Here is a 22166-nt window from a genome sequence, read left to right on the forward strand (position 1 = left end):
CCCGGCCCGTGCGCCGCCGGGCCCGCTGTCAGCCGGCGGCGTGCCGGCGCACGAGCGCGGCGACGCGGGCGATGCCCTCGTCGGCCTCCGGCACCGCCCCGGCGAAGAAGTGCCACACGTGGATGAGGCCCTCGCCCTCGAACAGGGTGACGTCAACGCCCGCCTCCCGACCCGAGCGGCGACACGGCGGGCGTCGTCGAGCAGCACCTCGGCGGTGCCCACCTCCACCGGGGACGCCGTCGACCGCGGGCAGAAGCGAGCCGAGACCCTGCTAGGCGTCGCGCCACTCCTGCATGGTCATCTCGACGTCGTCGCGCTCGGGGGCTGGGTGCGGCATGATCACGATGTTCTCCAGTGCGCCGCTGCGCATGGCTCTCTCCTCGCATGTTCGCCGGATCGTCGCCGACGGTCAGTCGCGGTGCTTGGTGCCGACCGTCAGCTCGGTGAAGGGCACGTCCTTGTCCACGCGCGGCTCACGGGGCAGGCCGAGCACGCGCTCGCCGATGATGTTGCGCTGGATCTCGTCGGAGCCGCCGGCGATGGAGATGGCCGGGCTGAACAGGGCGAGCTGCTGGAGCAGGCCCCCGAGCGGCGTGTCGACGCCCATGAGCTGGCCATGGGGCCCGAGCGCCTCCAGCCCGACGTCGCGGAGCTGGCGGACCAGCTCGGAAGCCACGAGCTTGCCGGTGGACACCTCGGGGCCCGGCCCGCGCCCGGCGGCCTTGGCCGCCTGCACCCGCAAGCTGGTGAAGCGGGTGATCTCCATGAGGGTGTAGATCCGCATGACCTTGTCCCGCAGGACCCGGTCGTCCTGGCGTCCGACGAGGGCTGGCAGGTCCTTGACCAGCCCGCCACCTCCACCGAAGGCGGCGGCCATGCCGGCCATCTCGCCGCCACCACCGGTGCGCTGGCCAGCCGGCCGGTCGAGGTCATTGCGTCCGATCATGGCCCCGCCGGCAGCGCCGGCCATGCCGGATGCACCGAGCGAGCTGCGCTCGTGGGCGAGGGTGGTGACGGCGACGGCCCACCCACGGTTGACCTCGCCGATCACGTTGGCGTGCGGCACCCGGGCGTCGGTCAGGAACACCTCGTTGAAGGTCGCGCCACCCGTCATCTCCTTGAGCGGCCGCACCTCGACGCCGGGCTGGTCCATGTCGATGACGAAGTAGGTGATGCCCTCGTGCTTGGGCACGTCCGGGTCGGTGCGGGCGATCAGGATCCCCCACTTCGAGTACTGGGCACCGGAGGTCCAGACCTTCTGCCCGTTCACGATCCATTCGTCGCCATCCCGCTCGGCACGGGTCTGCAGACCGGCCAGGTCGGAGCCGGCTCCCGGCTCCGAGAAGAGCTGGCACCAGATCTCCTTGCCGCTGACCATGTTGGGCAAGAACCGCTGCCGCTGCTCGTCGGTGCCATGGTCCACGATGGTGGGTCCCGCCATCATCACTCCGATGCCGCTCGGTGGGCCGACCGCACCGATCGCGGCGCGGGCGGCGTCGACCTGCTTGGCCTGGTCGCTGGTGAGGCCCCGTCCGAACCAGCGCTCCGGCCAGGTCGGGAAGCCCCAGCCGCTGTCGGCGAGTCGCTCCCACCAGCGCCCGAGGGCCATCTCGGGGTCCCAGTTCTCACGGAGCCAGGTCTCGGCGTCCTCACGCACCGTCGGGGGCGTCAACGTGGTCATCTCTCGTCCTCCTCGGGGTTTCCGATGCCCGCGGGGCGGGTCGGGCTCGGGTGGGCGCAACGGTAGGACAGATGATTTATGTTGTCACATGTCCCGGGGGAGAGCCCCCGGCGGAAAGGATCAGATGACGGACATCGGATTCGATGGCCATGTCGCCATCGTCACCGGCGCTGGGCACGGCCTCGGTCGCCAGCACGCCCTGGCACTGGCCTCGCGTGGCGCGCGGGTCGTGGTGAACGACCTCGGCGGGGCCGTGGACGGGAGCGGTTCCGACACCGGACCGGCCCAGCAGGTCGCCGATGAGATCAACGATCAGGGGGGCGAAGCCGTCGCCAACACCGACTCCGTGTCCAGCCAGCAGGGCGGCGAGGCCATCGTGCAGAGCGCGCTCGACGCGTTCGGCCGGGTCGACATCGTGATCAACAACGCCGGCATCCTCCGGGACAAGGCGTTCCACAACCTGACCCCTGAGCTGCTCGACCCGGTGCTGCAGGTGCACCTGTACGGCGCGTTCTGGGTGACGCTGCCGGCCTGGAAGCTCATGCGGGAGCAGGGCTACGGGCGCGTCGTCAACACCAGCTCGGCCGCTGGGCTGTTCGGCAACTTCGGCCAGACCAACTACGGCGCCGCGAAGATGGGCCTGGTCGGCTTCACCAGGGCGCTGGCCCAGGAGGGCCGCAAGCGCAACGTGCTCGCCAACGTCATCGCGCCGGGAGCCCGCACGCGCATGACCGAGGACCTGCTCGGCTCGATGGCGGACTCGCTCGACCCGGAGAAGGTGTCCCCGGTCGTGGTGTACCTGTCCTCCGACCAGTGCGATGTCACCGGCCAGATCCTTTCGGTGGCCGGCGGGCGGGTGAGCCGCGTGGTCGTCGCCGAGCCGCTCGGCTACTACTCCGCGGACCTGACGCCCGAGCAGGTGCGCGACAACTGGGACACCATCGCGTCGCTCGACGACCTGATCGTGCCCGACAACGCGACCGAGGAGATGGCCCAGCTGCTCAACGCCGCCAGGTAGCGGATCCGGCGTCCTCCGGCTGGTCGCCAGCCGGAGGACATCGCCGCCCCCGGCGGCGAACACTGAGCTGACCGACCCCGAGGGGGCTCCCGTGCGCGACACCGCCCTGGTGTTCATCACCATCCCGCTGATCACCGCCTTCATCGGCTACATCACCAACTGGGCCGCGGTGAAGATGGTGTTCCACCCTTCCGAGCCCTGGGGCATCGGTCCGCTGAAGTGGCAGGGCATCGTCTACCGGCTGGCCCCCAAGCTCGCCACGGAGATCGCCACCACCACGGGCCATGTCCTCAGCCCCGAGGACATGGTCGAGCGCCTGGACGCCCACGGGCTCATGCGCAAGCTGATCGAGGAGCGTCCGAACGACGTCGACGCCATCTTCGGCGAGGCACTCGACGTGGTGAGCCCCGGCACCTGGGCCGGCATGGCCCCGGAGGCGCGTGAGCAGGTGCGCACCATGGTGCTCGGACACATCGAGCAGAGCATCGGCCAGGGCCTGGTCACCATGGGCGAGCGGGCGGAAGACCTGATCGACCTCGACCGCCTGATGGTGGAGGAGCTGAGCGGCCCGAACGCCGACCGCCTGGCCCGGGTGGCGCAGGAGGTCGGCCACCGCGAGCTGCGCTTCATCGAGCTCTACGGCGGCGTGTTCGGCTTCCTCATCGGCATCGTCCAGGCCGCCGCGTACACGTTGTTCTCCCTGTGGTGGACCATGCCGATCGTCGGGGCGATCGTCGGTCTGGGCACGAACTGGCTGGCCATCCAGATGATCTTCCGCCCCCTGGAGCCCCGCCGCTACGTCGGCCTGGTGACCTACCAGGGGATGTTCCCCAAGCGGCAGGCCGAGATCGCCTACGACTACGGGCGCATCGCGGCGCACGAGGTGCTCACCCCGGCGAACCTCATCGACCACGTCACCCAGAACCCCGCGGCCGGTGAGCTCGTGGGAGAGCTCGTGGGCCAGGCCCGCGCCCAGCTCGACCAGCTCCGGCCCGTGCTGGCCGTGTTCGCCGGGGACGAGGTCACCGACGACCACCTCGACAAGGTCACCGTCGTGCTGACTCAGCGCCTCACCGACCTGTTGCCGCAGGTCCGGCCGCTCGTCGAGGAGCACCTCTCCCCCACCCTGCGCCTCGACGAGCTCATCGAGGAGCGCTTGGCCGTGCTCGACAAGCACCAGTTCGAGCGGATGCTCCGCGGGATCTTCGAGGAGGACGAGATCATCCTCGTCCTCATCGGTGGCGCGCTCGGTGGTGCGGTCGGCGCCCTGCAGGGCGCCGCGGTGTTCGCGACCGGCTGGTGAGCCGGCGTCAGGTGGGCCCCGTCGCCGCCCGGTCCAGCCTCGGGGTCTCGACCATGATCACCTCGACCCGCAGACGGGAGATGCTCGGGCCCCGAGTTCGGCAGTGATACACCATTCGCCGGATGTCTTGCGGCCAGCTCGCGGCACCGGACAGACTGTGCCCATGTCACGCCCTCTCTCCACCGATCTCACCGGCCTCGAGCTCCCGCCGGTCGCCGCGTCCTGGAACGAGAAGGACGTCATGCTCTACGCCCTGGGCGTCGGTGCCCGGCCACCCGAGGACCTGGACTTCGTCTACGAGGGGCGAGGGCCGGTCGTGCTGCCCACCTACGGGGTGATCCCTGGGCTCATGGCGATGGGTGGGCTGTTCGGCGAGGTCGACGTGAACCCGGCCATGATCTTGCACGGCGAGCAGTCGATCACCTGCCACCGCACCCTGCCGCCGAAGGCCGACGTCGAGATCCGCGGGCGGATCACCGAGGCGTGGGACAAGGGCAAGGCGGCCGTGATCGGCTTCGAGGGGGTGGCGAGCGACGCCCAGGGCGCCTTGTTCACCGCGGCGGCCACCCTGTTCGTCCGTGGTGCCGGCGGTTTCGGCGGCGAGCGAGGGCCGTCGACGTCGGGGAAGAACCAACCACCCGACCGCGACCCCGATGTGGTGATCGAGTACCAGACCCGCCAGGAGCAGGCGGCGATCTACCGCCTCTCAGGCGACCGCAACCCGCTGCACATCGACCCGGAGTTCGCCAAGATGGCCGGGTTCGACGCCCCCTTCAACCACGGCCTGTGCACCTTCGGGTTCGTGGGCCGCGCCGTGCTGTCCGGGGTCTTCGACGGTGACGTCGACGCCTTCGGCAGCCTCGAGGGCCGCTTCGCCGACCAGGTGTGGCCCGAGGACACCATCGTCGCCAAGATCTGGCGGGACGGCGACGGTGCCATCGTCGAAGCCTCGACGCAGAAGGGGAACGTCGTGCTGAGCCAGGCCCGAGCCACGCACCGGTGAGCATCGACCCCCGCGCCCCGGTCCTGGTCGGCGTCGGCCAGGTGACCAACCGGGGTGGCGACCTCGTCGACCCGATCACGCTCGCCGCCGAGGCGACCCGCGCCGCCCTGGCCGACTGCGGTGGGCGACTGGTCCCCGACACCGTCGCCATGCCCGGCATCTTGTCGCCCCGCACCGAGCATCCGGCCCAGCGCCTCGACGTCGTCCTCGGCTTCGGCGCCCGCCGCCACCTCTCGTCCACCATCGGCGGCAACACGCCCCAGTGGCTGGTCGGTGTGCTGGGAGCGGACATCGCCGCCGGGCGCTGCGACGTGGCCCTGATCGCCGGGGCCGAGGCCGGGGCCTCGGCCCGGCAGGCCCGCAAGGGAGGCAGCCCGCCGCCGGTCAGCATCGAGGCGCCCGACGCCGACGTCGAGATCGGCGACACCCGCATCGGCGCGTCCGATCGCGAGATGTCCGCCGGCCTGGCGCCGCCGCCGTTCCTGTACCCGATCCTGGAGTCGGCCGTCGCGCACGCCGCCGGTCGAACCCTGGACGAGCAGCGGCGGTTCCTCGGCGCCTTCATGGCGCTGGCGACCTCCGTGGCCGCCTCCCGCCCCGACCTCGCCTGGTTCCCCCGGGTCCGGTCGGCCGCAGAGCTGTCGGAGCCCACGCCCGACAACCGGATGATCGCCGAGCCGTACACCAAGCTGATGAACGCCATCATCGAGGTGGACCAAGCGGCCGCGCTGGTGCTGTGCTCGGTGGAGGCGGCCGAGGCCGCCGGCGTCCCCCGCGACCGGTGGGTGTTCCCGCTCGGCGTGGCTGACCTGAACGACGTCTTCCACCCCGTGCAGCGGCCGGAGCTGCACCGATCTCCGGCGATCGAGGCTGCCGGCCGGCGCCTGTTCGACGACGTCGGCGTGGGCCTCGACGACATCTCCCGCTTCGACTTCTACTCATGCTTCCCCGTGGCCGTGGAGATGTCGGCCACGGCGCTGGGGCTGGACCTGGCCGACGAGCGGCCGTTCACGGTCACCGGCGGCCACGCCTACTTCGGTGGTCCGGGGAACGACTATACGACCCACAGCATCGCCACCATGGCCGCCGAGCTGCGGGCCGACCCGGGGGCGGTGGGCCTCACCAGCGGGCTGGGCTGGTACGTCACCAAGCACTCGCTCGGGTTGTGGAGCACCGAGCCGCGGGGCTCCGGCTTCGTCCGGCCCGACCTCTCCGAGGAACAGGCCAGCATCGACGCCACCGCCCGGCCGCTGGCGCCCATCGACGCCACCTGCGAGGCCACCGTGGACGGGTGGACGGTGATCCACGACCGCGACATGGGCCCGGCGGCCGTGGTCGCCTACGCCACCACCGACGAGGGAGCCCGCGCCGTGGTCCGCCGGGACGATCCCGGCCTGGCCGCCGAGCTGTCCGGCGGTCAGCTGGTGCGCAGCCGCATCGTGGTCGAGCCTCCGTCCGAGGGCGAGGGCCCGGCGGGCTTCACCATCTGAGGCCCAGGGTCCTCAGGCCACCCGGCGGGGCGACTGGCCGGGAGTCGGCTCGCCGGGGTGGAGCGGCGGCTCGGCCTCGTCGGCGGTCTTGGGTCCCCAGAGGGCGGTGAAGATCGCTGCGGCCAGGCTGACGCCGGCCGCCAGGTAGAGGGCGGGGCCATCCCCTCGACGAACGCGCGGCGAGCGACGTCGGCGAGCGGCACACCCGCCTCGCTTAGACTCTCGGCCACCGCCAGCGCGCCGCCGATCCCATCACGCACGGGCTCGGCGGCCTCGTCGGGCACGCCCACGGTGGCCGGCTCGACGGCGGACCTGTAGCCGGCGTTCAGCACCGACCCGATCAGCGCGATGCCCACCGCGCCACCCATCTCCCGGACGGTGTCGTTGAGCGCAGAGGCCACGCCCTGCTTCTCCTCGGGCAGCGACGAGGTGATGGCAGAGGTGGACGGGCTCATCGCCAGCCCCACCCCGGCGCCGATCACGAGCATGCCGGGGAGCACGGAGGCGTAGCCGCTGTCGGCATCGGCGAGCACGGCGAAGAGCGCGAGCCCGGCGGCGAGCAGCAGCATCCCGGTGACCAGGGTGCGCCGAAAGCCGATCCGCTCGGCGATGGTGGGCGCCGTGGTCGACAGCGGCATCATCATCGCGGCCATCGGCAACAGCCCGGCGGCCGCGATGAGGGCCGAGTAGCCGAGCACCCGCCTGCAGGAACTGGACCAGCACGAGGAACAGCGAGAACATCACCCCGAAGACCACGAACAGGTTGACGGAGCCGGCGGCCAGGCCACGGATGGCGAAGATCCTCACGTCGAGCAGCGGGTGCTCGCTGCGGTGCTCGACGGCCACGAAGACCAGCGATCCCAGGACGCCGGCCGTGATCGCGGCCATGGTGATGGGCGCGGTCCAGCCCTGCTCGGCGCCCTCTGCGAACAGGCCGATGATGCCGCCCGCGCCGGCGAAGCCGGCCCAGATCCCGATGGCCTTGGCCTTCTCGTCGGCCGGGAAGTTGGTGGTGATGACCGACAGCGTCACCGGCATGACCATGGCTGCCGCGACGCCGGCGAGGACCCGGAGGGCGATGAGCGTGCTCGGGTCGCCTGCGAACGCCGAGGCGACGTTCACCGCGGCGAAGGCGACGAGCCCGATGGCGAGCACCGGCTTTCGGCCCCAGCGGCCGCCGATGGCGCCCGCCGGCATGAGCAGCGCGGCCAGAGCCACCGTGTAGCGGTTGATGATCCACAGGAGCTGGCTCTGGGGGCTCCGAGTCAGGCCATGCCTCGCATCTTTGCCGACGCCGGCCCGGCGGCAGGCGAGGGGCATCGCCCTTCGCCATGTGCGACAATCGCTGGCGATGTCTCGTGACGGACGGGCACGACCGAAGGGGCCACGATGAGCGAAGTGACCATGACGATCGACGGCGCGGAGGCGACCACGGAGGGGACCTTCGACGTCGTCAACCCGGCCACCGGGGCGGCCGAGGCGAAGGCGCCGGACTGCACGCCCCAGCAGCTGGAGACGGCCATGGCCTCGGCGGCCAAGGCGTACCGGGACTGGCGCCGCGACGAAGCCCGTCGGCGCGAGCTGCTTCGCACCTCCGCCGACGCCCTCATGGCGGCCGCCGACGACATCGCGCCGATCCTGACCCAGGAGCAGGGCAAGCCGCTGGGCGAATCGACGATGGAGGTGCTCGGCGCCGCCATCTGGTTCCAGTACTACGCAGACCTCGAGATCCCCCGCCAGGTGATCCAGGACGACGACGCCGCCTTCGTCGAGGTCGTGCAGCGCCCCCTCGGGGTGGTCGCCGGCATCACGCCGTGGAACTTCCCGCTGGTCCTCGCCTCCTGGAAGATCGCCCCTGCCCTGCTGGCCGGGAACACCATGGTCCTCAAGCCGTCGCCGTTCACCCCCCGGGCCACGCTCAAGGTCGGCGAGATCCTGCGCGACGTTCTGCCCCCGGGTGTGCTCAACGTGATCAGCGGGCGCGATCCGCTCGGCGCCTCCATGACCGCCCACCCGATCCCACGCAAGATCAGCTTCACCGGGTCGGTGGCCACCGGGAAGAAGGTGGCGGCCGCCGCAGCCCCGGACCTCAAGCGCACCACCCTGGAGCTGGGCGGCAACGACCCGGCCATCGTCCTCGACGACGTGGACGTCGACGCCGTGGTCGAAAAGCTCTTCTGGGGAGCCTTTCAGAACAACGGCCAGGTGTGCTCGGCCATCAAGCGCGTGTACGTCCCCGAGTCCCTGCACGACCGCATCGTCGGCGGCCTCGCCGACCGAGCCCGTTCGGTGAAGGTCGGTGCCGGCACGGAAGCCGACGTCCAGCTCGGTCCGATCAACAACCGCCCCCAGTTCGAGCGGGTCAGCGAGCTGGTCGCCGACGCCCTCTCCTCCGGTGCGGTCGCGGCCGCCGGCGGGCGGCCGATGGAGACCGACGGCTTCTTCTTCCAGCCGACGATCCTCACCAACGTCTCCGAAGGCACGCGCATCGTGGACGAGGAGCAGTTCGGCCCGGCGCTGCCAGTCATCACCTACCGCGACGTCGACGAGGTCGTGGCGCGGGCCAATGCCACCCACTACGGGCTCTCCGGATCGGTGTGGGGCACGGACGTCGACCGCGCCACGCAGATCGCCGAGGACCTCGAGTGCGGTACCGCGTGGGTGAACACCCACCTGGCACTCGCCCCCCACCAGCCCTTCGGGGGCGCCAAGTGGAGCGGGATCGGCGTCGAGAACGGCACGTGGGGCCTGCTCGGGTTCTGCGAACCCCAGGTCGTCCACCGCTCCAAGGCCTGACCACCCGCATCCCCACGCAGAGCACGACAACCCGTGACCACACGCCGCAAAGCGTTCATCGCGGGACCGCCCACCGTGCAGGAGACGACCGGATGCCCCGCCGATCGCTGACCAAGCCTCGCCCTGGCCGCATCCACCGCCCACCTGGTGTACGAGGTGGGGCGCCCAGATCGGTCTCCTCGGTGCGGCGACAGCAGGGATCGTCTCGGCCGGCGCCGGGTTCGGGGGCGCTGCTGTCTGGGCGTGGCGCCGCGCCGAGCGCAGCGCCGACGGCGATCACGGCGTCGCGGCGACCGATGCGCTGCTCGCGGCCGCGGCCGTCGCCCACCTCACCGGATGGCCACGCCGCCGAGGGCCACTCGGCCTGCCCCTCCTGGTCGAGTGCGAGGGCATGGGCCCTCAGCTCATGGGGCCCTACAACGCCATCCTCTACACCAGCGGCCTCGCCGCCCTCGCCGCCCTGGCGGCCGAGGGCGGTGGCGCGGCCCGCGGTCCGGCGCTGCTCGGCGCTGCGGCCGCGCCCCGTGCTGGTCGTTCTGCAACGGGTCGACCATCGGGCCCGGGAGCGCCGGGCACAGGAGCGCCCGCGAAGGTGGAACCGGCGCCTGCGTGCCGGCGGCGCAGGTTCCGGTGGGATCAGCCCCTCGTCATGGTCCAGGTGTTGTCCGGTCTGATCTCAGCTCGTCGCAGCCGCTTCGCTGGCGAAGCGTTCCAGCACGTCGGCGTACTCGTTGACCATGTCCAAGACGACCTGGCCCGCCTTTTTGGTCGAGTTCATCTGCCCGACGACTTGCCCGACGAAGTAGGTGGCCAGCTCGTGAGCTCCAGACCCGGGCGTGTTCGCGGCACGGTTGATGCGCGCTTGGGCCTCGGAGACGAGCAGCGGCTGCAGCGGCATGCCGAGGGTGCCGGGCCCGTCGGGTCGCTCCCACTCCTCGGTCCACTTCGTCTTCAGCATGCGGGCCGGCTTGCCGGTGATCGACCGAGAACGCACCGTGTCCTTCGATCCGGCGGCCAGGTACTTGTCCTTGATCACCGGCTGGGTCTCGGCCTCCACTGTGGTGAGCCACACCGAGCCGCACCAGACGCCCTCAGCGCCGAGGGCCATGGACGCGGCGACCTGGCGACCGTTGGCGATGCCACCGGCGGCGACCACCGGGGTGGGCGCGACCGCGTCGACCACCTGGGGGATGAGGACCATGGTGGCGATCTCACCGGTGTGTCCGCCCCCCTCGGTCCCCTGGGCGACAACGATGTCCACGCCGATCTCCTGGTGGCGCAGTGCGTGCTCGGGTGTGCCGGCCAGGGCGGCGACGACCACGCCAGCGGCGTGGGCTCGGTCGATCAGCGCCGACGGCGGCGGGCCGAGGGCGCTGGCGATCAGCTTGATGTCGTGCCCGAAGGCCACGTCGAGCAGCGGCTCGTAGCCCTTGGGCGACACGTTCATGCCGCCGAGACGGGCGACAGCCTCCTTCTGCTCGGGGTCGAGCTCGGGCACCGCGTAGCGGGCCAAGATCTCATCGACGAAGGCCTGGTGCTCCGGCGGGAGCAGCTGGCGCAGCGCATCGCGGTCGAGGCCGCCCTCCTCGGCGCCCGCGTACTTCTGGGGCAGCAGCAGGTCGACGCCGTAGGGACGGCCCGCGACATGCTCCTCGATCCACGTGAGGTCGATCTCGAGCTGCTTGGGTGTGTGCGCCACCGCGCCGAGCACGCCGAACCCGCCAGCGTTGGTCACTGCGGCGACGACGTCGCGACAGTGGCTGAAGGCGAGGATCGGATACTCGACGCCGAGCATGTCGGCTACGCGGGTCTTCACAGCGGGTTCCCCCTGTTGGGTGTGGTCAGGACGTGATGGGCACGCACCGCGGACCGCGCACCTGACCCCCGGTCCAGGTGACGGCGTCGGGGTCGGCCAGCTCGAAGGTCGGGATGCGCTCGAGGAAGGTCTCGAGCGCGACCTTGATCTCCATGCGGGCGAGGTTGGACCCGAGACAGCGGTGGATGCCGGACCCGAAGGCGAAGTGGCGGTTCCGCTTCCGGTCGATGATGAACTGGTCCGGGTCCTCGAACATCTCGGGGTCGTGGTTGCCCGCGGGGAAGGCCATGAGGATCTTGTCACCCTCCTTCATCGGGCACCCGGCGAGCTCGGTGTCCTCGGTGACGTACCGGGCCATGGTGACCGGGCTGTAGAAGCGCAGGAACTCCTCGACGGCCATCGGCATGAGCTCGGGCTCGTCGCGGAGGCGCTGCTGGTCCTCGGGGTGGGTGGCCAGGTGCCACAGCGCGGAGCCGATGTTGCTCCACGTGGTGTCGATGCCGGCCACGAGCAGCAAGAAGCACGTGCCGAGCAGGTGCTGGTCGGAGATGGGCTCGTCGGTCTCGGCCTCGATGAGCATGGTGATGATGTCGTCGGGCCGGGTGCCCGGCTCCATGGCCCGCCGTTCGGCCACGGCACCGACGAAGTACATCGTCATCTCGCCGAGGGCGTCCATGGCACCGTCGATGTTCTGGAACCCGTTCTGCAGGGTGCGGACGACCCAGCCGGTGAACTTGTCCTCGTCCTCGACGGGCACGCCGAGCATCTGGGCGATGATCCGCACCGGGATGTGCCGGGCGTAGTCGGACGCCGCGTCGCCGTGGCCGTCGCTGAAGTGCTCGTCGATCAGATCGTTGGCCAGCCCGCGGGTGATCGGCGTCATCTTCTCGATCGCCGTCGGACCGAAGGCGGGCAACAGCAGCCGGCGGGCCCACGTGTGCACCGGCGGATCGGAGCTGATCGGCGGCACGGGCATGAGGTCGTTGATCGGCTGGTCGAACGGCGACACGACGACGATGTCGCGGGAGGAGAACCGCTCGACGTCGTGCGCGATCTCCGTGAGGTCCTCGTAACGCACCGGCAGCCACGTGCGCTGACGACGCTCGGTGAAGGCAATCGGACAGCGCTCACGCTGCTCGGACCACCGCTGCTCGGGATGGACCACGTAGTCCTCGTCCATCAGGTCGAAGTCGGTGGCCCAATCCGTGACGGGGCCGTAGTCCTCCTGCACGCCGGCACGGAACTGCAGGCCGGTGGTCGGTGTCGGTTCAGTCATCTGCTCATCCTCAGTCGCGGGCCATGAGACATCATACGCAGTGCATCTCGCGGGTCGCCAAAGGACATGCCACGCTGTCCGGATGCTCGACAACGGACGTGCGGTGATCGTCGGTGGTTCGCTCGCGGGGCTGCGCACGGCGCAGTCGCTGCGACGGGAGGGCCACGAGGGGCCGATCACCATCATCTCCGACGAGCCGCACTGGCCTCCCTACGACCGGCCGCCGCTGTCGAAGCAGGTGCTGGTCGGCTCCCTCGCACCGGAGCGGGTGCGACTTCGGGTACCGGACGAGGTCGACGCCGAGGTCTGCACCGGGGTGCGCGCTGTCGGTCTCGACCTCGCCGCCCGGACCGTGCTGCTCGAGCACAGCGAGCGCGTGCCCTACGACGGCCTCGTGGTGGCCACCGGTGCCTCGCCACGGCGGATCCCGGCCACCGAAGCCCTGGCCGGGGTCCACGTGCTGCGCACGATCGACGACAGCCTGGCCCTGCGCGCCGAGCTCGAACATGCAGCGCAGGTCGTGGTGGTGGGGGCCGGCTTCATCGGCTGCGAGGTCGCCAGCTCGTGTCGAGCGCTCGGCCTGGACGTCACCATCGTCGACGCGCTCCCCTTCCCGCTCACGCCGCTGGGTGCCCGCGCCGGCGAGATCGTCCGTGCTCTCCATGAGGCCAACGGGGTCCGGCTTCGCCTCGGCACCGGGGTGGTCGGCTTCGACGGCGACGACCGCGTGCGTGGGGTGCGCCTCGCCGACGGCACCACCGTCGGGGCCGACGTCGTGGTGGTGGGCATCGGCGTCGTGCCGGCCACCAGGTGGCTGGACGGCTCCGGGCTCACCCTCGACGACGGCGTGGCGTGCGACGAGGCGTGCCTGGCCCGCGGCGGCGGCGACCGGGTGGTTGCCGTCGGCGACGTCGCCCGGTGGGACCACCCTCGCTACGGGACGAGCCGGATCGAGCACTGGACCAACGCCGGCGAGCAGGCCGCCCACGCCGCCAAGGCACTCGTGCACGGCAGGGAAGCGGCGGGCCCGTTCGCGCCGGTCCCCTACTTCTGGTCCGACCAGTTCGGCCGCAAGCTCCAGTTCGTGGGCACGTGCGGCGCCGACGACGAGTTCGCGATCGTCGAGGGCTCGGTGGACGACGGCCGTTGGGTGGCTGCCTACGGGCGCGACGGCGTCACCGTGGCCGCGCTGTGCGTCGGCTGGCCGGCCCGGCTGGCACCGTGGCACCAGCTCGTGACCGAAGCCGCCGCCTTCCCCCCGTCGGTCCCGTAGCCGGGCGGGTCGGTACCCGCGGCGAGACGGAAGCCGGCCGGCACACGTCAGTCGTCGCTGATGGTGATGGCGTACTCGGGGCAGTTGTCGACGGCGAGCTGCGCCGCCTCCTCCTGGCCGAGCGGCACCTCGCCGTCGCCCTTCACCCACGCCATGCCCAGATCGTCGACCTCGAACAGGTCCGGGGCGAGGACGACGCATCGGTTGTGGCCCTGGCACTTCTCCTGGTCAACGTGAACGCGCATGACGGCAACCCTAGCCCTCCTGACGATACACGGACCGAGCCTTGACACATGTCGCCCGCCTCACCTCTTGTCCTCGCGGCGGCGGGAGAACGACGGCGTGCGCTTCTCGAGGAACGCGGTCATGCCCTCGCGGGCCTCGTCGGTCCCGAACAGCCGCGTGGACACCTCCGAGGTCCAGGCGAACGCCTCGTCGGTCGGCAGCTGCGGCACCTGTGCGAGCAGCTCCTTGGCCGCGGCCAGGGCGCCCGGAGCCGCGGCGAGGAGGTCGTCCACGACGGCGTCGACCTCGGCATCGAGGCGGTCGGCCGGCACGGCCGCGTTGATCAGCCCCATCTCCGCCGCCTCCCGACCGCTGAAGCGGTTGCCGCGCAGGAACGTGGCCCGGGCGTCGGCCGTGCGCAGCTTGGGCAGGCACACCACGGAGATCACGGCTGGGGCGACACCGATGCGCACCTCGGTGAAGCCGAACTTGGCGTCCTCGTGGGCGATGGAGATGTCCATGGCTGCGGCCAGGCCCATCCCGCCGGCCACGCAGTGCCCGGCGATGCGGCCCACGTAGGGCTTGGGCGACCGAGCGAAGCGGCCGAAGAGGTGCATGGGGCTGGACACTGCGGCTGGCGCCGGCTCGTCGGCGCCGGACCCCAGCCGGCGCTCGGACAGATTGGCTCCGGCGCAGAACGCCGAGCCCTCGTTGGTCAGCACCACGACGCGGACCTCGTCGTCCGCCTCGGCGGCCTCGAAGGCCTGGACCATCTCGGTGATCAGCTGGCGGCCGAGGGCGTTGCGGTGCTCGGTGTCGCACAGGCTGACGGTGCAGACGCCGTCACGGGTCTCGGATCGAACGACGGACATCTAGCGCGCTCCCCTCGGCGCTGGCCCCTCCGTCGGGGAACCGGCGTAGGCCTGGGCCTTGGCCATCCAGTCGAGGGCGATGTCACCTTCGACGACCAGGTCGGTGTCGTCGAGGTGGCGACGTTGGGTGACGACCAGACAGAAGTGCTCGGCGGGGCCCCGGACCGTCGCCGGGGCATCGTCGGGACCGAAGGCCCAGGTGCCGCCGTCGGGGCCCTCCAGCTCGACCCGCACCTCCCCGGCGGGCATCTCCTCGCTGCGGTTGGCATAGGTCCAGCCGCGGGTGATGTAGCCCAGCTGGGCGATGTGGCGGAGGCGACCTGTGGCCGGACGGTGCCCGCCGACGGCGTCGACCACATCGGTGCCGTGCGCCCAGCACTCCATGAGCCGGGCGGTGAGGAACGACTTGGCGCCCATCGACGGCCCGTACCAAGGGATGCGCTGAGCGTCCTCGAGGCGGCCGGCCGCGTCGAGCAGACCGGCCCGGTTCTCCCGCCACTTCTCGAGCAGCCCGTCGGGGCCGAGGCTGCGGAACAGCGTGAGCTCGTCCACCTGGTCCCCGGCGCCCAGCAGCTGCTCGAAGCTCGCCTGGAAGCGGTCAGGGGCGGTGATGGCCAAGGTGGCGGTGCCGTCGAAGTACGTGAGGTGACCGATCTGGTCGGCGACGCTCCAGCCGGGGCTGGCGGTGGGCCGTGTCCACCCCTCGGCGGGTAGGTCGGCGACGACGCTGTCGAGGGATTCGTGTTCCGATCGCAGGTCGGCGACGAGGGAGGGCAGGTCAGTCATGGGTGCTCCGTTCCTGGAAGTGCATCAGCTCTCGACGCGGGGCTCGCGGGGGAGCCCCAGGACCAGCTCCCCGATGATGTTGCGCTGGATGGCGAAGGTGCCGCCGCCGACGGTGAGCGCCGATGAGAACAGGAACCCGTAGTGCCACACCGGGTCGACATCGGGGAACCGGCTGTGGTCGGCGGTGATCTCGGTGACACTCGTGCGGGCGTCCTCGGGGAGCGGACCCGCGGGTCCCGACCCCTCGAGCATGCCGTTCGCCCCGACGATGTCCTTGGCCAGGGCCATCACGTGCTGGCCGTGCTCGTCGGCCATCGCCTTCTGGATCGACGCCTCCGGTCCGGGTGTCTGGCCCTTCAAGCGGGCCGACAGGGTCCGCAGGCGGTTGAGGCGAAGGACCTCGGCCTCGCAGTGCAGCCCGGCCAGCCGCTGGCGGATCAGCGGGTCGGACGCGGCGCCGTCGGTGCGGACCAGCTCGATCAGGTCGGCAGCCGAGGGGCCAGCGCCCCACAACGAGCCGGCCGAGGAGAGCATCACCCGCTCGTTGGACAAGGTGATCTTGGTGAGCCGCCACCCGTCGTCCTGCTGGCCGAGGAGGTTCTCGGCCGGGAGGCGCACGTCGTCGAAGAAGACCTGGTTGAACGAGTGCGCCGTCGTCATGTCGATGATCGGCTCCAGGGTCATGCCCGGCAGGTCCATGGGGCAGACGAAGTAGCTGATGCCCCGGTGCTTGGGCGCGCCCGGGTCGGTGCGGGCGATGAGGATCCCGTACCGACTCTGGTGGCCCCCGCTGGTCCAGATCTTGGAGCCGTTCACGATGTAGGTGTCGCCGTCGCGCACCGCGCTCGTGCGCACCGAGGCCAGGTCGGACCCTGCGTCGGGTTCGCTGAACAGCTGGCACCACTGGTCCTCCCCGCTCAGGATGCGCGGCAGGTATCGCTGCTTCTGCTCGTCTGTGCCCGCGGCAAGAATCGTGGGCGCGGCCCAGCCGAGCCCGATGCCGCCCGGGCGCCTGATCCCGGCACGGTCCAGCTCCTCGTCGATGATGAGCTGGTGCATGGGATCGGCCTCGAGGCCCCAGGGGGTGGGCCAGTGGGGCACGACGTAGCCCGCCTCGGCGATCTCGGCCATCGAGGCCCCGGGGTGGTCGGCGAGCCAACGGCGGATCTCCGACCGGCGCGGATCGTCCTCGGGTGGCATGTCGAAGTCCACGTCAGCGTCCCTCCAGCAGGGCCTCGGGGATGTCCACGACACGGGCCCGGAGCCACTCGCCGAGGCTCTTGGCCTGAGGGTCCCTCCGGGTCGATGCGGCCACGCCCTCCTCGAGCAGGCCGTGCACGACGAAGTTGAGCGACCGGATCGAGGCGAGCCGATGGCGGTCGATGGCGAGCGGGGCCGCCTCGGGGAGCAGCTCCCGCAGGACGGCGGTGGTGAGGAACTCGTCCAACCAGGCCCAGGCCGCGTCGCTGCGGGCGAACGCGCCGAGGTTGGCGTTGCCGCCCTTGTCGCCGGACCGGGTCCCGATGATCGTGCCGATCGGCGCTCGGACGGTGGGCCCCGTGGCCACGGTGGTCGACGGACCCGGTCGGGGCTCGACCACCACGTCGGCGAGAGGGGCGGTGGACTCCACGACGGTGGCGGACCCGCCGAGGATCGTCACGTGCTGGGGCACGAGGTCGGCAGGGACCACCGCCGGACGGTAGACGCCGTAGGGCTGGGCCTGCTGGCCGCCCCTACCCCCGAGGCCGACGAAGCCGGGGATTGTGGACAGGCCGAGCTCGACGGTGGCGTCGAAGACGACCCGGCCGACCTTGCGCTCGTCGGGGTCCTTCAACGACAGCCGCCACGACGCCGTGGCCTCCTCGTTGGTGGCCGGATCGGGCTTGTCGGTGCGCACGAGCCGGGTCTTGACCGTGGCGTAGTCATCCGGTCCGTAGGGGAGGGCCTCCCAGAACGCCGCCTCCACGAGCGCAGCCTTCTCCTCGATGTCGAGTCCCACCAGACCGACGGCGACCTCGTTGCGGAACCCCCCGAGCTCGTTCATGGCGACCTTGAGCGTCGACGGCGGAGGCTCGCCCTTGGTGCCGCTGATCCGGACCCGATCGGGGCCGACCTCTTCGAGCTGGATCGTGTCGAACCGGGCCGTGACGTCGGGCCCGAGGTAGGCCGGCGAGTCGATCTCGTACAGGAGCTGGGAGGTGACCGTGCCCACCGACACCTCGCCGCCGGTTCCCTCGTGCTTGCCGATGACGGTGGCGCCGTCGGCGGCGACCTCGGCCCACGGGAACCCGGTGCGGGTGAGGCCCGGGACCTCGGTGAAGAACGAGTAGTTGCCGCCTGTGGCCTGGGTGCCGCACTCGATGACGTGACCGGCCACCACCGCACCGGCCAGCGCGTCCCAGTCGTCGCGGGCCCAGCCGTGGTGCCACGCGGCGGGACCGCACACGACGGCCGCGTCGGTGGTGCGCCCGGTGACGACGATGTCGGCACCGCGGCGCAACGCCTCGACGATCCCCCAGCACCCGAGGTAGGCGTTGGCGGTGATGAAACGGGACGTGTCGCCGATCGGTTCACCCGTCTCGTAGTGCGCCAGGTCGATGCCGGCCTCGACCAGATCGTCGAGGCGCCCGAGGATGTCGTCCCCGGCGACGTGGGCGATGGTCGGGGACAGCCCGAGCTTCTCGGCCACCTCGGCGACGGCCTCGGCGCAGCCGTCGGGGTCGAGCCCCCCCGCGTTGGAGACCACCTTGATGCCCCGGTCCAGGCAGGTGCCCATGACCTGCTCCATCTGGGTGACGAAGCTGCGGGCATAGCCGCCTCCGGGGCGCTTGGCTCTGGTGCGCTGGAGGATGAGCATGGTCAGCTCGGCGAGCCAGTCGCCCGTGAGCACGTCGATCGGGCCTCCCTCGACCACCTCGCGCGCCGCCGACGGGCGGTCGCCGTAGAACCCGGAGCAGTTGGCGATGCGGATCGGGTCGGTCATGACTCCCCTTCCACCTCCTCGGTGTCGATGACGAGCAGGACTGCGCCGGTGCCGACCTGGTCCCCGGCGCGCACGCGGACCTCGGCGACCACGCCGTCGACCGGTGCACGGACGTGGTGCTCCATCTTCATCGCTTCGAGCACCACCAGCACCTGCCCCGCCTCGACCGGATGGCCGGCAGAGCAGCGCACGTCGAGCACCGATCCCGGCATCGGCGCGGTGAGGCCGCCGCCGACGGGTTCGGCGCCCGGCGGCACGAACCGCGGAACGACCTCCAGGCTGAGCGTGCCGGCGGGCACCTGCACATGCACGCGCGCACCGTCGAGCGTCACCCGGGTGCGCCGGCGTCTCCCGTCCAGCTCGACGTCGATGCCGGCCCCGTCCCACCCGTGCACCCACGCCGTGCTCTCGCCGACGCCGAAGCTGCCGTCCCGGCGAGCCTGGTAGCGGACGTCGATCTCGTCGTCGCCGTGGCGGAGCACCACCTGCTGGGCGGGCATGGGCGAGTTGCGCCAGCCCGTGGGCAGGCCCCGGAGGACCTCGGCCCGGTCGCGGTTGCGGCCCTGCAGCCACAGGGCGGCGGCAACCGCGGCACGGCGCAGCTCCCCCTCGTCGACCGCCATTGAGCGCGGCGGGTCGACGCGTTCGATGAAGTCGGTGGTCGTGGCGCCGGCGAGGAACTCCTCGGTGCGCAGCACCTCCGCCAGGAACGCCCGGTTGGTCACCACGCCCCCGAGGTGGAGCCGCTCGAGCGCGAGGGCGAGGCGCCCGGCGGCCTCGGCCCGGGTCGGGCCGTGCGCGATGACCTTGGCCAACATCGGGTCGAAGTCCACCCCGACCACCGAGCCCGACCGCACGCCGGTGTCCCAGCGCACCGCCGGGTCGGCAGGGTGGTCGTAGGCGACGAGGGTGCCGGTGGCGGGGAGGAAGCCGGCGGCGGGGTCCTCGGCGTAGAGCCGGGCCTCGATGGCGTGACCCGAGAAGGTGATGGACTCCTGGTCGCGGTCGAGGCGTTCCCCTGCCGCCACCCGCAGCTGCTCGCGGACGAGGTCGATGCCCGTGACCTCCTCGGTGACCGGGTGCTCCACCTGGAGACGGGTGTTGACCTCGAGGAAGAAGAACGTCTCGCGGGCTTCGTCGAAGATGAACTCGACGGTCCCCGCCGACCGGTAGCCCAGCGCCTGGGCCAGCCGCAGCGCGGCCTCGCCCATGGCGGCGCGCGACGATGCATCGATCGCCGGCGACGGGGACTCCTCGATCACCTTCTGGTGGCGACGCTGGATGGAGCACTCGCGCTCACCCAGGTGGATGAGGTTCCCGTGGTCGTCGCCCAGGATCTGGATCTCGATGTGCCGCGCCCTGCCCACGTGACGCTCGAGGAAGACGCGACCGTCGCCGAACGCGCTCGCCGCCTCCCGCTGGGCCGCGGCGACGGCTTCGTCGAGCGCGTCGGCGGACTCGACCACCCGCATGCCCTTGCCGCCGCCGCCGGCGGCCGCCTTGACGAGCAGGGGGAAGCCGACGTCGCCGGCCCGGGAGGGGTCGTCGGTCGACGGCAGCGTGGGGACGCCGACCTCGGTCGCGATCCGCTTGGCGGCCAGCTTGTCGCCCATCGACTCGATGACCTCGGGCGTCGGGCCGACCCAGGTGATGCCGGCCTCGATGACAGCACGGGCGAAGCCCGCGCTCTCGGACAAGAAGCCGTAGCCGGGATGGATCGCATCGACGCCGGAGGACCTGGCGGCGGTGACGATGGCCGCGCTGTCGAGGTAGCCGCCGTCGGGGAGCCGAACGGCCTCGTCGGCCTCGGACACGAAGGGCGCGTCGGCGTCGGCGTCGACGTAGACGGCGACGCACCGCAGACCCATGGAACGTGCTGTGCGGAACACCCGTCGGGCGATCTCGCCCCGGTTGGCGACGAGCAGGGAACGCAACGGCCGGGTCACAGCCGGAACACCCCGTAGCTCGCCGCGCCCTCGATGGGGCGGTTGCGGACGGCCGACAGGCACAGGCCGAGCACGGTGCGGGTGTCGCGGGGATCGATGATGCCGTCGTCGCTGATCGCCCCCGTGGCCTCGACGGCCAGCGACCCTCGCTCCTGGGCGTCTTCCACCATGGCCACGATGGCGGCGTCCTCCTGTTCGTCGAACTCCTCGTTCCTGCGGGCGGCGCGCTGGCGGCGCACGATCGACATCACGCCCGCGATCTGCTTCGGTCCCATCACGGCGATCTTGGCGGTGGGCCAGATGAAGGTGAACCGGTTGCCGAAGGCGCGCCCCGACATGCCGTAGGTGCCCGCGCCGTAGCTGGACCCGATGATCACCGTCAGGTGGGGGACCGTCGAGTTGGAGACGGCGTTGATCATCTGCGAACCCTTCTTCACGATGCCCTCGGCCTCGAAGTCCTTGCCGACCATGTAGCCGGTGACGTTCTGCAGGAACACCAGCGGGACGTCGATCTGGTTGCAGAGCTGGATGAAGTGGGCCGCCTTCTGCGAGGCGTCGGGGTAGATCACCCCGTTGTTGCCCAAGATCCCGACCGGGTAGCCATGGATCTGCGCCCACCCGCACACCATCGTCGGGCCCCAGCGGGGCTTGAACTCCTCGAAGCGGGAGCCGTCCACGGTGCGGGCGACGACGTCGCGCACATCGACCGGCTGGCGCAGGTCGCGGCTGACCAGCCCCAGCAGCTCGTCGCGGTCGTGGATCGGCTCGTCCACCCCCTCCAGCGGCGGCGGGCCGGGCTTGCGGACGTTCAGGTGGGACACCGCCTCGCGGCACATGCGCAGGGCGTCCATCTCGTCCTCGGCGAAGTAGTCGCCGAGACCGGACACCTCGGCGTGGAGGGCGGCGCCGCCGAGGGTCTCGTCGTCGCTCTCCTCGCCCGTGGCCATCTTCACCAGCGGCGGGCCCGCCAGGAATATCTTCGACTGCTCCCTCACCACGATCACGTAGTCGGAAAGGCCGGGCTGGTACGCCCCTCCGGCCGTGGAGGAGCCGAACACCACACACACCGACGGAATGCGCAGCTTCGACAGCTCGATCATCTCGTAGAAGGGCCGACCGCTCTCGGCGAAGTGCGTCGTCTGCGTCTTCGGCCCGCTGCTCCCCGCGCCGCCCATGCGCAGGTCGGCCCCAGCCGACTCCACGAAGCTGATGTAGGGCATGTGGTTCTCGCGGGCGATCTCTATGGCGCGCGACCACTTCTTGCCGGCGTAGGGCGTGAGCGCGCCGCCGAGCACGGAGGGGTCGTTGCCCATGATCACGCACTCGGTGCCGGCGATGACCCCGACGCCGACGACCATGCCGCCGCCGACGGTGTAGTCCGACCCGTAGCCCGCGAGGGCGCTGATCTCGAGGAACGGGGTGTCCGGGTCCAGCACGTTGGCGATGCGCTCGCGGATGGGCATCTTGCCCCGAGAGCGCATCCTGGCGATGGAGTCGGGACCACCGCCGGCCTCGGCCTGGGCCAGGAGGGTGTCGATGACGTCGAGCTGCTCGAGGCAGTCGTCGCGGTTCTTGCCGAACTGCTCGCTGCCCGTGTCGACCGTCGAGAGAAGCGGCGGGGCCAGGATCGGGGATCTCACGGGATTCGCTTTCGGGGGGAAGAAGGGTAGGCGGGGCCGGAACCACCACCAGGGACGG

17 protein-coding genes and 1 pseudogene are annotated in these 22166 nt (G+C 71.3%); 6 read left to right on the forward strand and 12 right to left on the reverse strand.

The genetic code is table 11. The features are described 5' to 3' along the window. Window positions 1-409 precede the first annotated feature (409 nt). Entirely contained in the window at window positions 410-1681 is a 1272-nt protein-coding gene (locus tag HC251_RS19925; RefSeq protein WP_219942354.1) for an acyl-CoA dehydrogenase family protein, read from the reverse strand. 124 nt (window positions 1682-1805) lie between these two features. On the opposite strand from HC251_RS19925, the gene HC251_RS19930 reads away from it, so the two are divergent. From HC251_RS19930 to HC251_RS19945, 4 genes are all read left to right on the forward strand, one after another. Next, entirely contained in the window at window positions 1806-2699 is an 894-nt protein-coding gene (locus HC251_RS19930) for an SDR family oxidoreductase (RefSeq protein ID WP_219945752.1), read from the forward strand. Between the two features lie 91 nt (window positions 2700-2790). Continuing rightward, window positions 2791-4002, forward strand: coding sequence for a DUF445 domain-containing protein (locus HC251_RS19935; protein ID WP_219942355.1), 1212 nt, complete (start codon window positions 2791-2793; stop codon window positions 4000-4002). A gap of 163 nt (window positions 4003-4165) precedes the next feature. Continuing rightward, on the forward strand, window positions 4166-5005 hold the full coding sequence (locus HC251_RS19940; protein ID WP_219942356.1) for a MaoC/PaaZ C-terminal domain-containing protein: 840 nt from the start codon (window positions 4166-4168) through the stop codon (window positions 5003-5005). Next, window positions 5002-6495: a hypothetical protein gene (locus tag HC251_RS19945; protein WP_219942357.1), complete on the forward strand. Its 1494-nt coding sequence runs from the start codon at window positions 5002-5004 to the stop codon at window positions 6493-6495. The genes HC251_RS19940 and HC251_RS19945 overlap by 4 nt, the downstream gene beginning before the upstream one ends. Here the strand turns inward: HC251_RS19945 and HC251_RS19950 are convergent. Together HC251_RS19950 and HC251_RS26415 are read right to left on the reverse strand one after the other, a co-directional pair. Next, the gene (locus tag HC251_RS19950) at window positions 6423-7193 is read right to left on the reverse strand and encodes an MFS transporter (RefSeq protein ID WP_219942358.1); all 771 of its coding nucleotides are present in this window, start codon (window positions 7191-7193) and stop codon (window positions 6423-6425) included. The two genes, HC251_RS19945 and HC251_RS19950, sit on opposite strands and share 73 nt — an antisense overlap. Before the next feature lie 85 nt (window positions 7194-7278). After that, window positions 7279-7815: pseudogene (locus HC251_RS26415) on the reverse strand (MFS transporter); the annotation flags it as partial. A 69-nt stretch (window positions 7816-7884) separates the two neighbouring features. On the opposite strand from HC251_RS26415, the gene HC251_RS19960 reads away from it, so the two are divergent. After that, the gene (locus HC251_RS19960; protein ID WP_219942359.1) at window positions 7885-9291 is read left to right on the forward strand and encodes an aldehyde dehydrogenase family protein; all 1407 of its coding nucleotides are present in this window, start codon (window positions 7885-7887) and stop codon (window positions 9289-9291) included. Between the two features lie 676 nt (window positions 9292-9967). On the opposite strand, the gene HC251_RS19965 is transcribed toward HC251_RS19960, so the two are convergent. Together HC251_RS19965 and HC251_RS19970 are read right to left on the reverse strand one after the other, a co-directional pair. Next, window positions 9968-11107 (reverse strand): nitronate monooxygenase, encoded by a 1140-nt coding sequence (locus tag HC251_RS19965; RefSeq protein ID WP_219942360.1) that lies wholly within the window; start codon window positions 11105-11107, stop codon window positions 9968-9970. A 25-nt stretch (window positions 11108-11132) separates the two neighbouring features. After that, entirely contained in the window at window positions 11133-12383 is a 1251-nt protein-coding gene (locus HC251_RS19970) for a cytochrome P450 (protein ID WP_219942361.1), read from the reverse strand. Between the two features lie 82 nt (window positions 12384-12465). On the opposite strand from HC251_RS19970, the gene HC251_RS19975 reads away from it, so the two are divergent. Then, complete coding sequence (locus HC251_RS19975; protein WP_219942362.1) at window positions 12466-13656, forward strand: NAD(P)/FAD-dependent oxidoreductase; 1191 nt, start codon at window positions 12466-12468, stop codon at window positions 13654-13656. A 47-nt stretch (window positions 13657-13703) separates the two neighbouring features. Here the strand turns inward: HC251_RS19975 and HC251_RS19980 are convergent, their stop codons facing one another. Genes HC251_RS19980 through HC251_RS20010 form a run of 7 tightly spaced genes read right to left on the reverse strand, consistent with a single transcriptional unit; the run spans window position 13704 to window position 22108 of the window. Next, window positions 13704-13901 carry a ferredoxin gene (locus tag HC251_RS19980; RefSeq protein WP_219942363.1) on the reverse strand — a complete coding sequence of 66 codons (198 nt, stop codon included), beginning with the start codon at window positions 13899-13901 and terminating at the stop codon, window positions 13704-13706. Window positions 13902-13961: 60 nt separating this feature from the next. Further along, window positions 13962-14753, reverse strand: a complete 792-nt coding sequence (locus HC251_RS19985) for an enoyl-CoA hydratase/isomerase family protein (RefSeq protein ID WP_219942364.1) — start codon at window positions 14751-14753, stop codon at window positions 13962-13964. Then, window positions 14754-15539 carry a TIGR03084 family metal-binding protein gene (locus HC251_RS19990; protein ID WP_219942365.1) on the reverse strand — a complete coding sequence of 262 codons (786 nt, stop codon included), beginning with the start codon at window positions 15537-15539 and terminating at the stop codon, window positions 14754-14756. A gap of 24 nt (window positions 15540-15563) precedes the next feature. Continuing rightward, a complete protein-coding gene (locus HC251_RS19995) occupies window positions 15564-16751 on the reverse strand; it encodes an acyl-CoA dehydrogenase family protein (protein WP_255566498.1) in 1188 nt (395 codons plus the stop codon). Window position 16752: 1 nt separating this feature from the next. Further along, window positions 16753-18522: an acyclic terpene utilization AtuA family protein gene (locus HC251_RS20000; protein WP_219942366.1), complete on the reverse strand. Its 1770-nt coding sequence runs from the start codon at window positions 18520-18522 to the stop codon at window positions 16753-16755. Further along, a complete protein-coding gene (locus HC251_RS20005; RefSeq protein WP_255566499.1) occupies window positions 18519-20468 on the reverse strand; it encodes a biotin carboxylase N-terminal domain-containing protein in 1950 nt (649 codons plus the stop codon). Before HC251_RS20005 ends, HC251_RS20000 begins: the two co-directional genes overlap by 4 nt. Continuing rightward, window positions 20465-22108 carry an acyl-CoA carboxylase subunit beta gene (locus tag HC251_RS20010; protein ID WP_219942367.1) on the reverse strand — a complete coding sequence of 548 codons (1644 nt, stop codon included), beginning with the start codon at window positions 22106-22108 and terminating at the stop codon, window positions 20465-20467. Before HC251_RS20010 ends, HC251_RS20005 begins: the two co-directional genes overlap by 4 nt. Window positions 22109-22166 lie beyond the last annotated feature (58 nt).

It is taken from the genome of Iamia sp. SCSIO 61187 (assembly GCF_019443745.1).
Classification (GTDB): domain Bacteria; phylum Actinomycetota; class Acidimicrobiia; order Acidimicrobiales; family Iamiaceae; genus Iamia.

Excerpts from the sequence above, each read along its gene's own strand:
- HC251_RS19925 (WP_219942354.1), bottom strand. The coding sequence starts at position 1,681 with ATGACCACGTTGACGCCCCCGACGGTGCGTGAGGACGCCGAGACCTGG.
- HC251_RS19930 (WP_219945752.1), top strand. The coding sequence starts at position 1,806 with ATGACGGACATCGGATTCGATGGCCATGTCGCCATCGTCACCGGCGCT.
- HC251_RS19940 (WP_219942356.1), top strand. The coding sequence starts at position 4,166 with ATGTCACGCCCTCTCTCCACCGATCTCACCGGCCTCGAGCTCCCGCCG.
- HC251_RS19960 (WP_219942359.1), top strand. The coding sequence starts at position 7,885 with ATGAGCGAAGTGACCATGACGATCGACGGCGCGGAGGCGACCACGGAG.
- HC251_RS19970 (WP_219942361.1), bottom strand. The coding sequence starts at position 12,383 with ATGACTGAACCGACACCGACCACCGGCCTGCAGTTCCGTGCCGGCGTG.
- HC251_RS19975 (WP_219942362.1), top strand. The coding sequence starts at position 12,466 with ATGCTCGACAACGGACGTGCGGTGATCGTCGGTGGTTCGCTCGCGGGG.
- HC251_RS19980 (WP_219942363.1), bottom strand. The coding sequence starts at position 13,901 with ATGCGCGTTCACGTTGACCAGGAGAAGTGCCAGGGCCACAACCGATGC.
- HC251_RS19985 (WP_219942364.1), bottom strand. The coding sequence starts at position 14,753 with ATGTCCGTCGTTCGATCCGAGACCCGTGACGGCGTCTGCACCGTCAGC.
- HC251_RS19990 (WP_219942365.1), bottom strand. The coding sequence starts at position 15,539 with ATGACTGACCTGCCCTCCCTCGTCGCCGACCTGCGATCGGAACACGAA.
- HC251_RS20000 (WP_219942366.1), bottom strand. The coding sequence starts at position 18,522 with ATGACCGACCCGATCCGCATCGCCAACTGCTCCGGGTTCTACGGCGAC.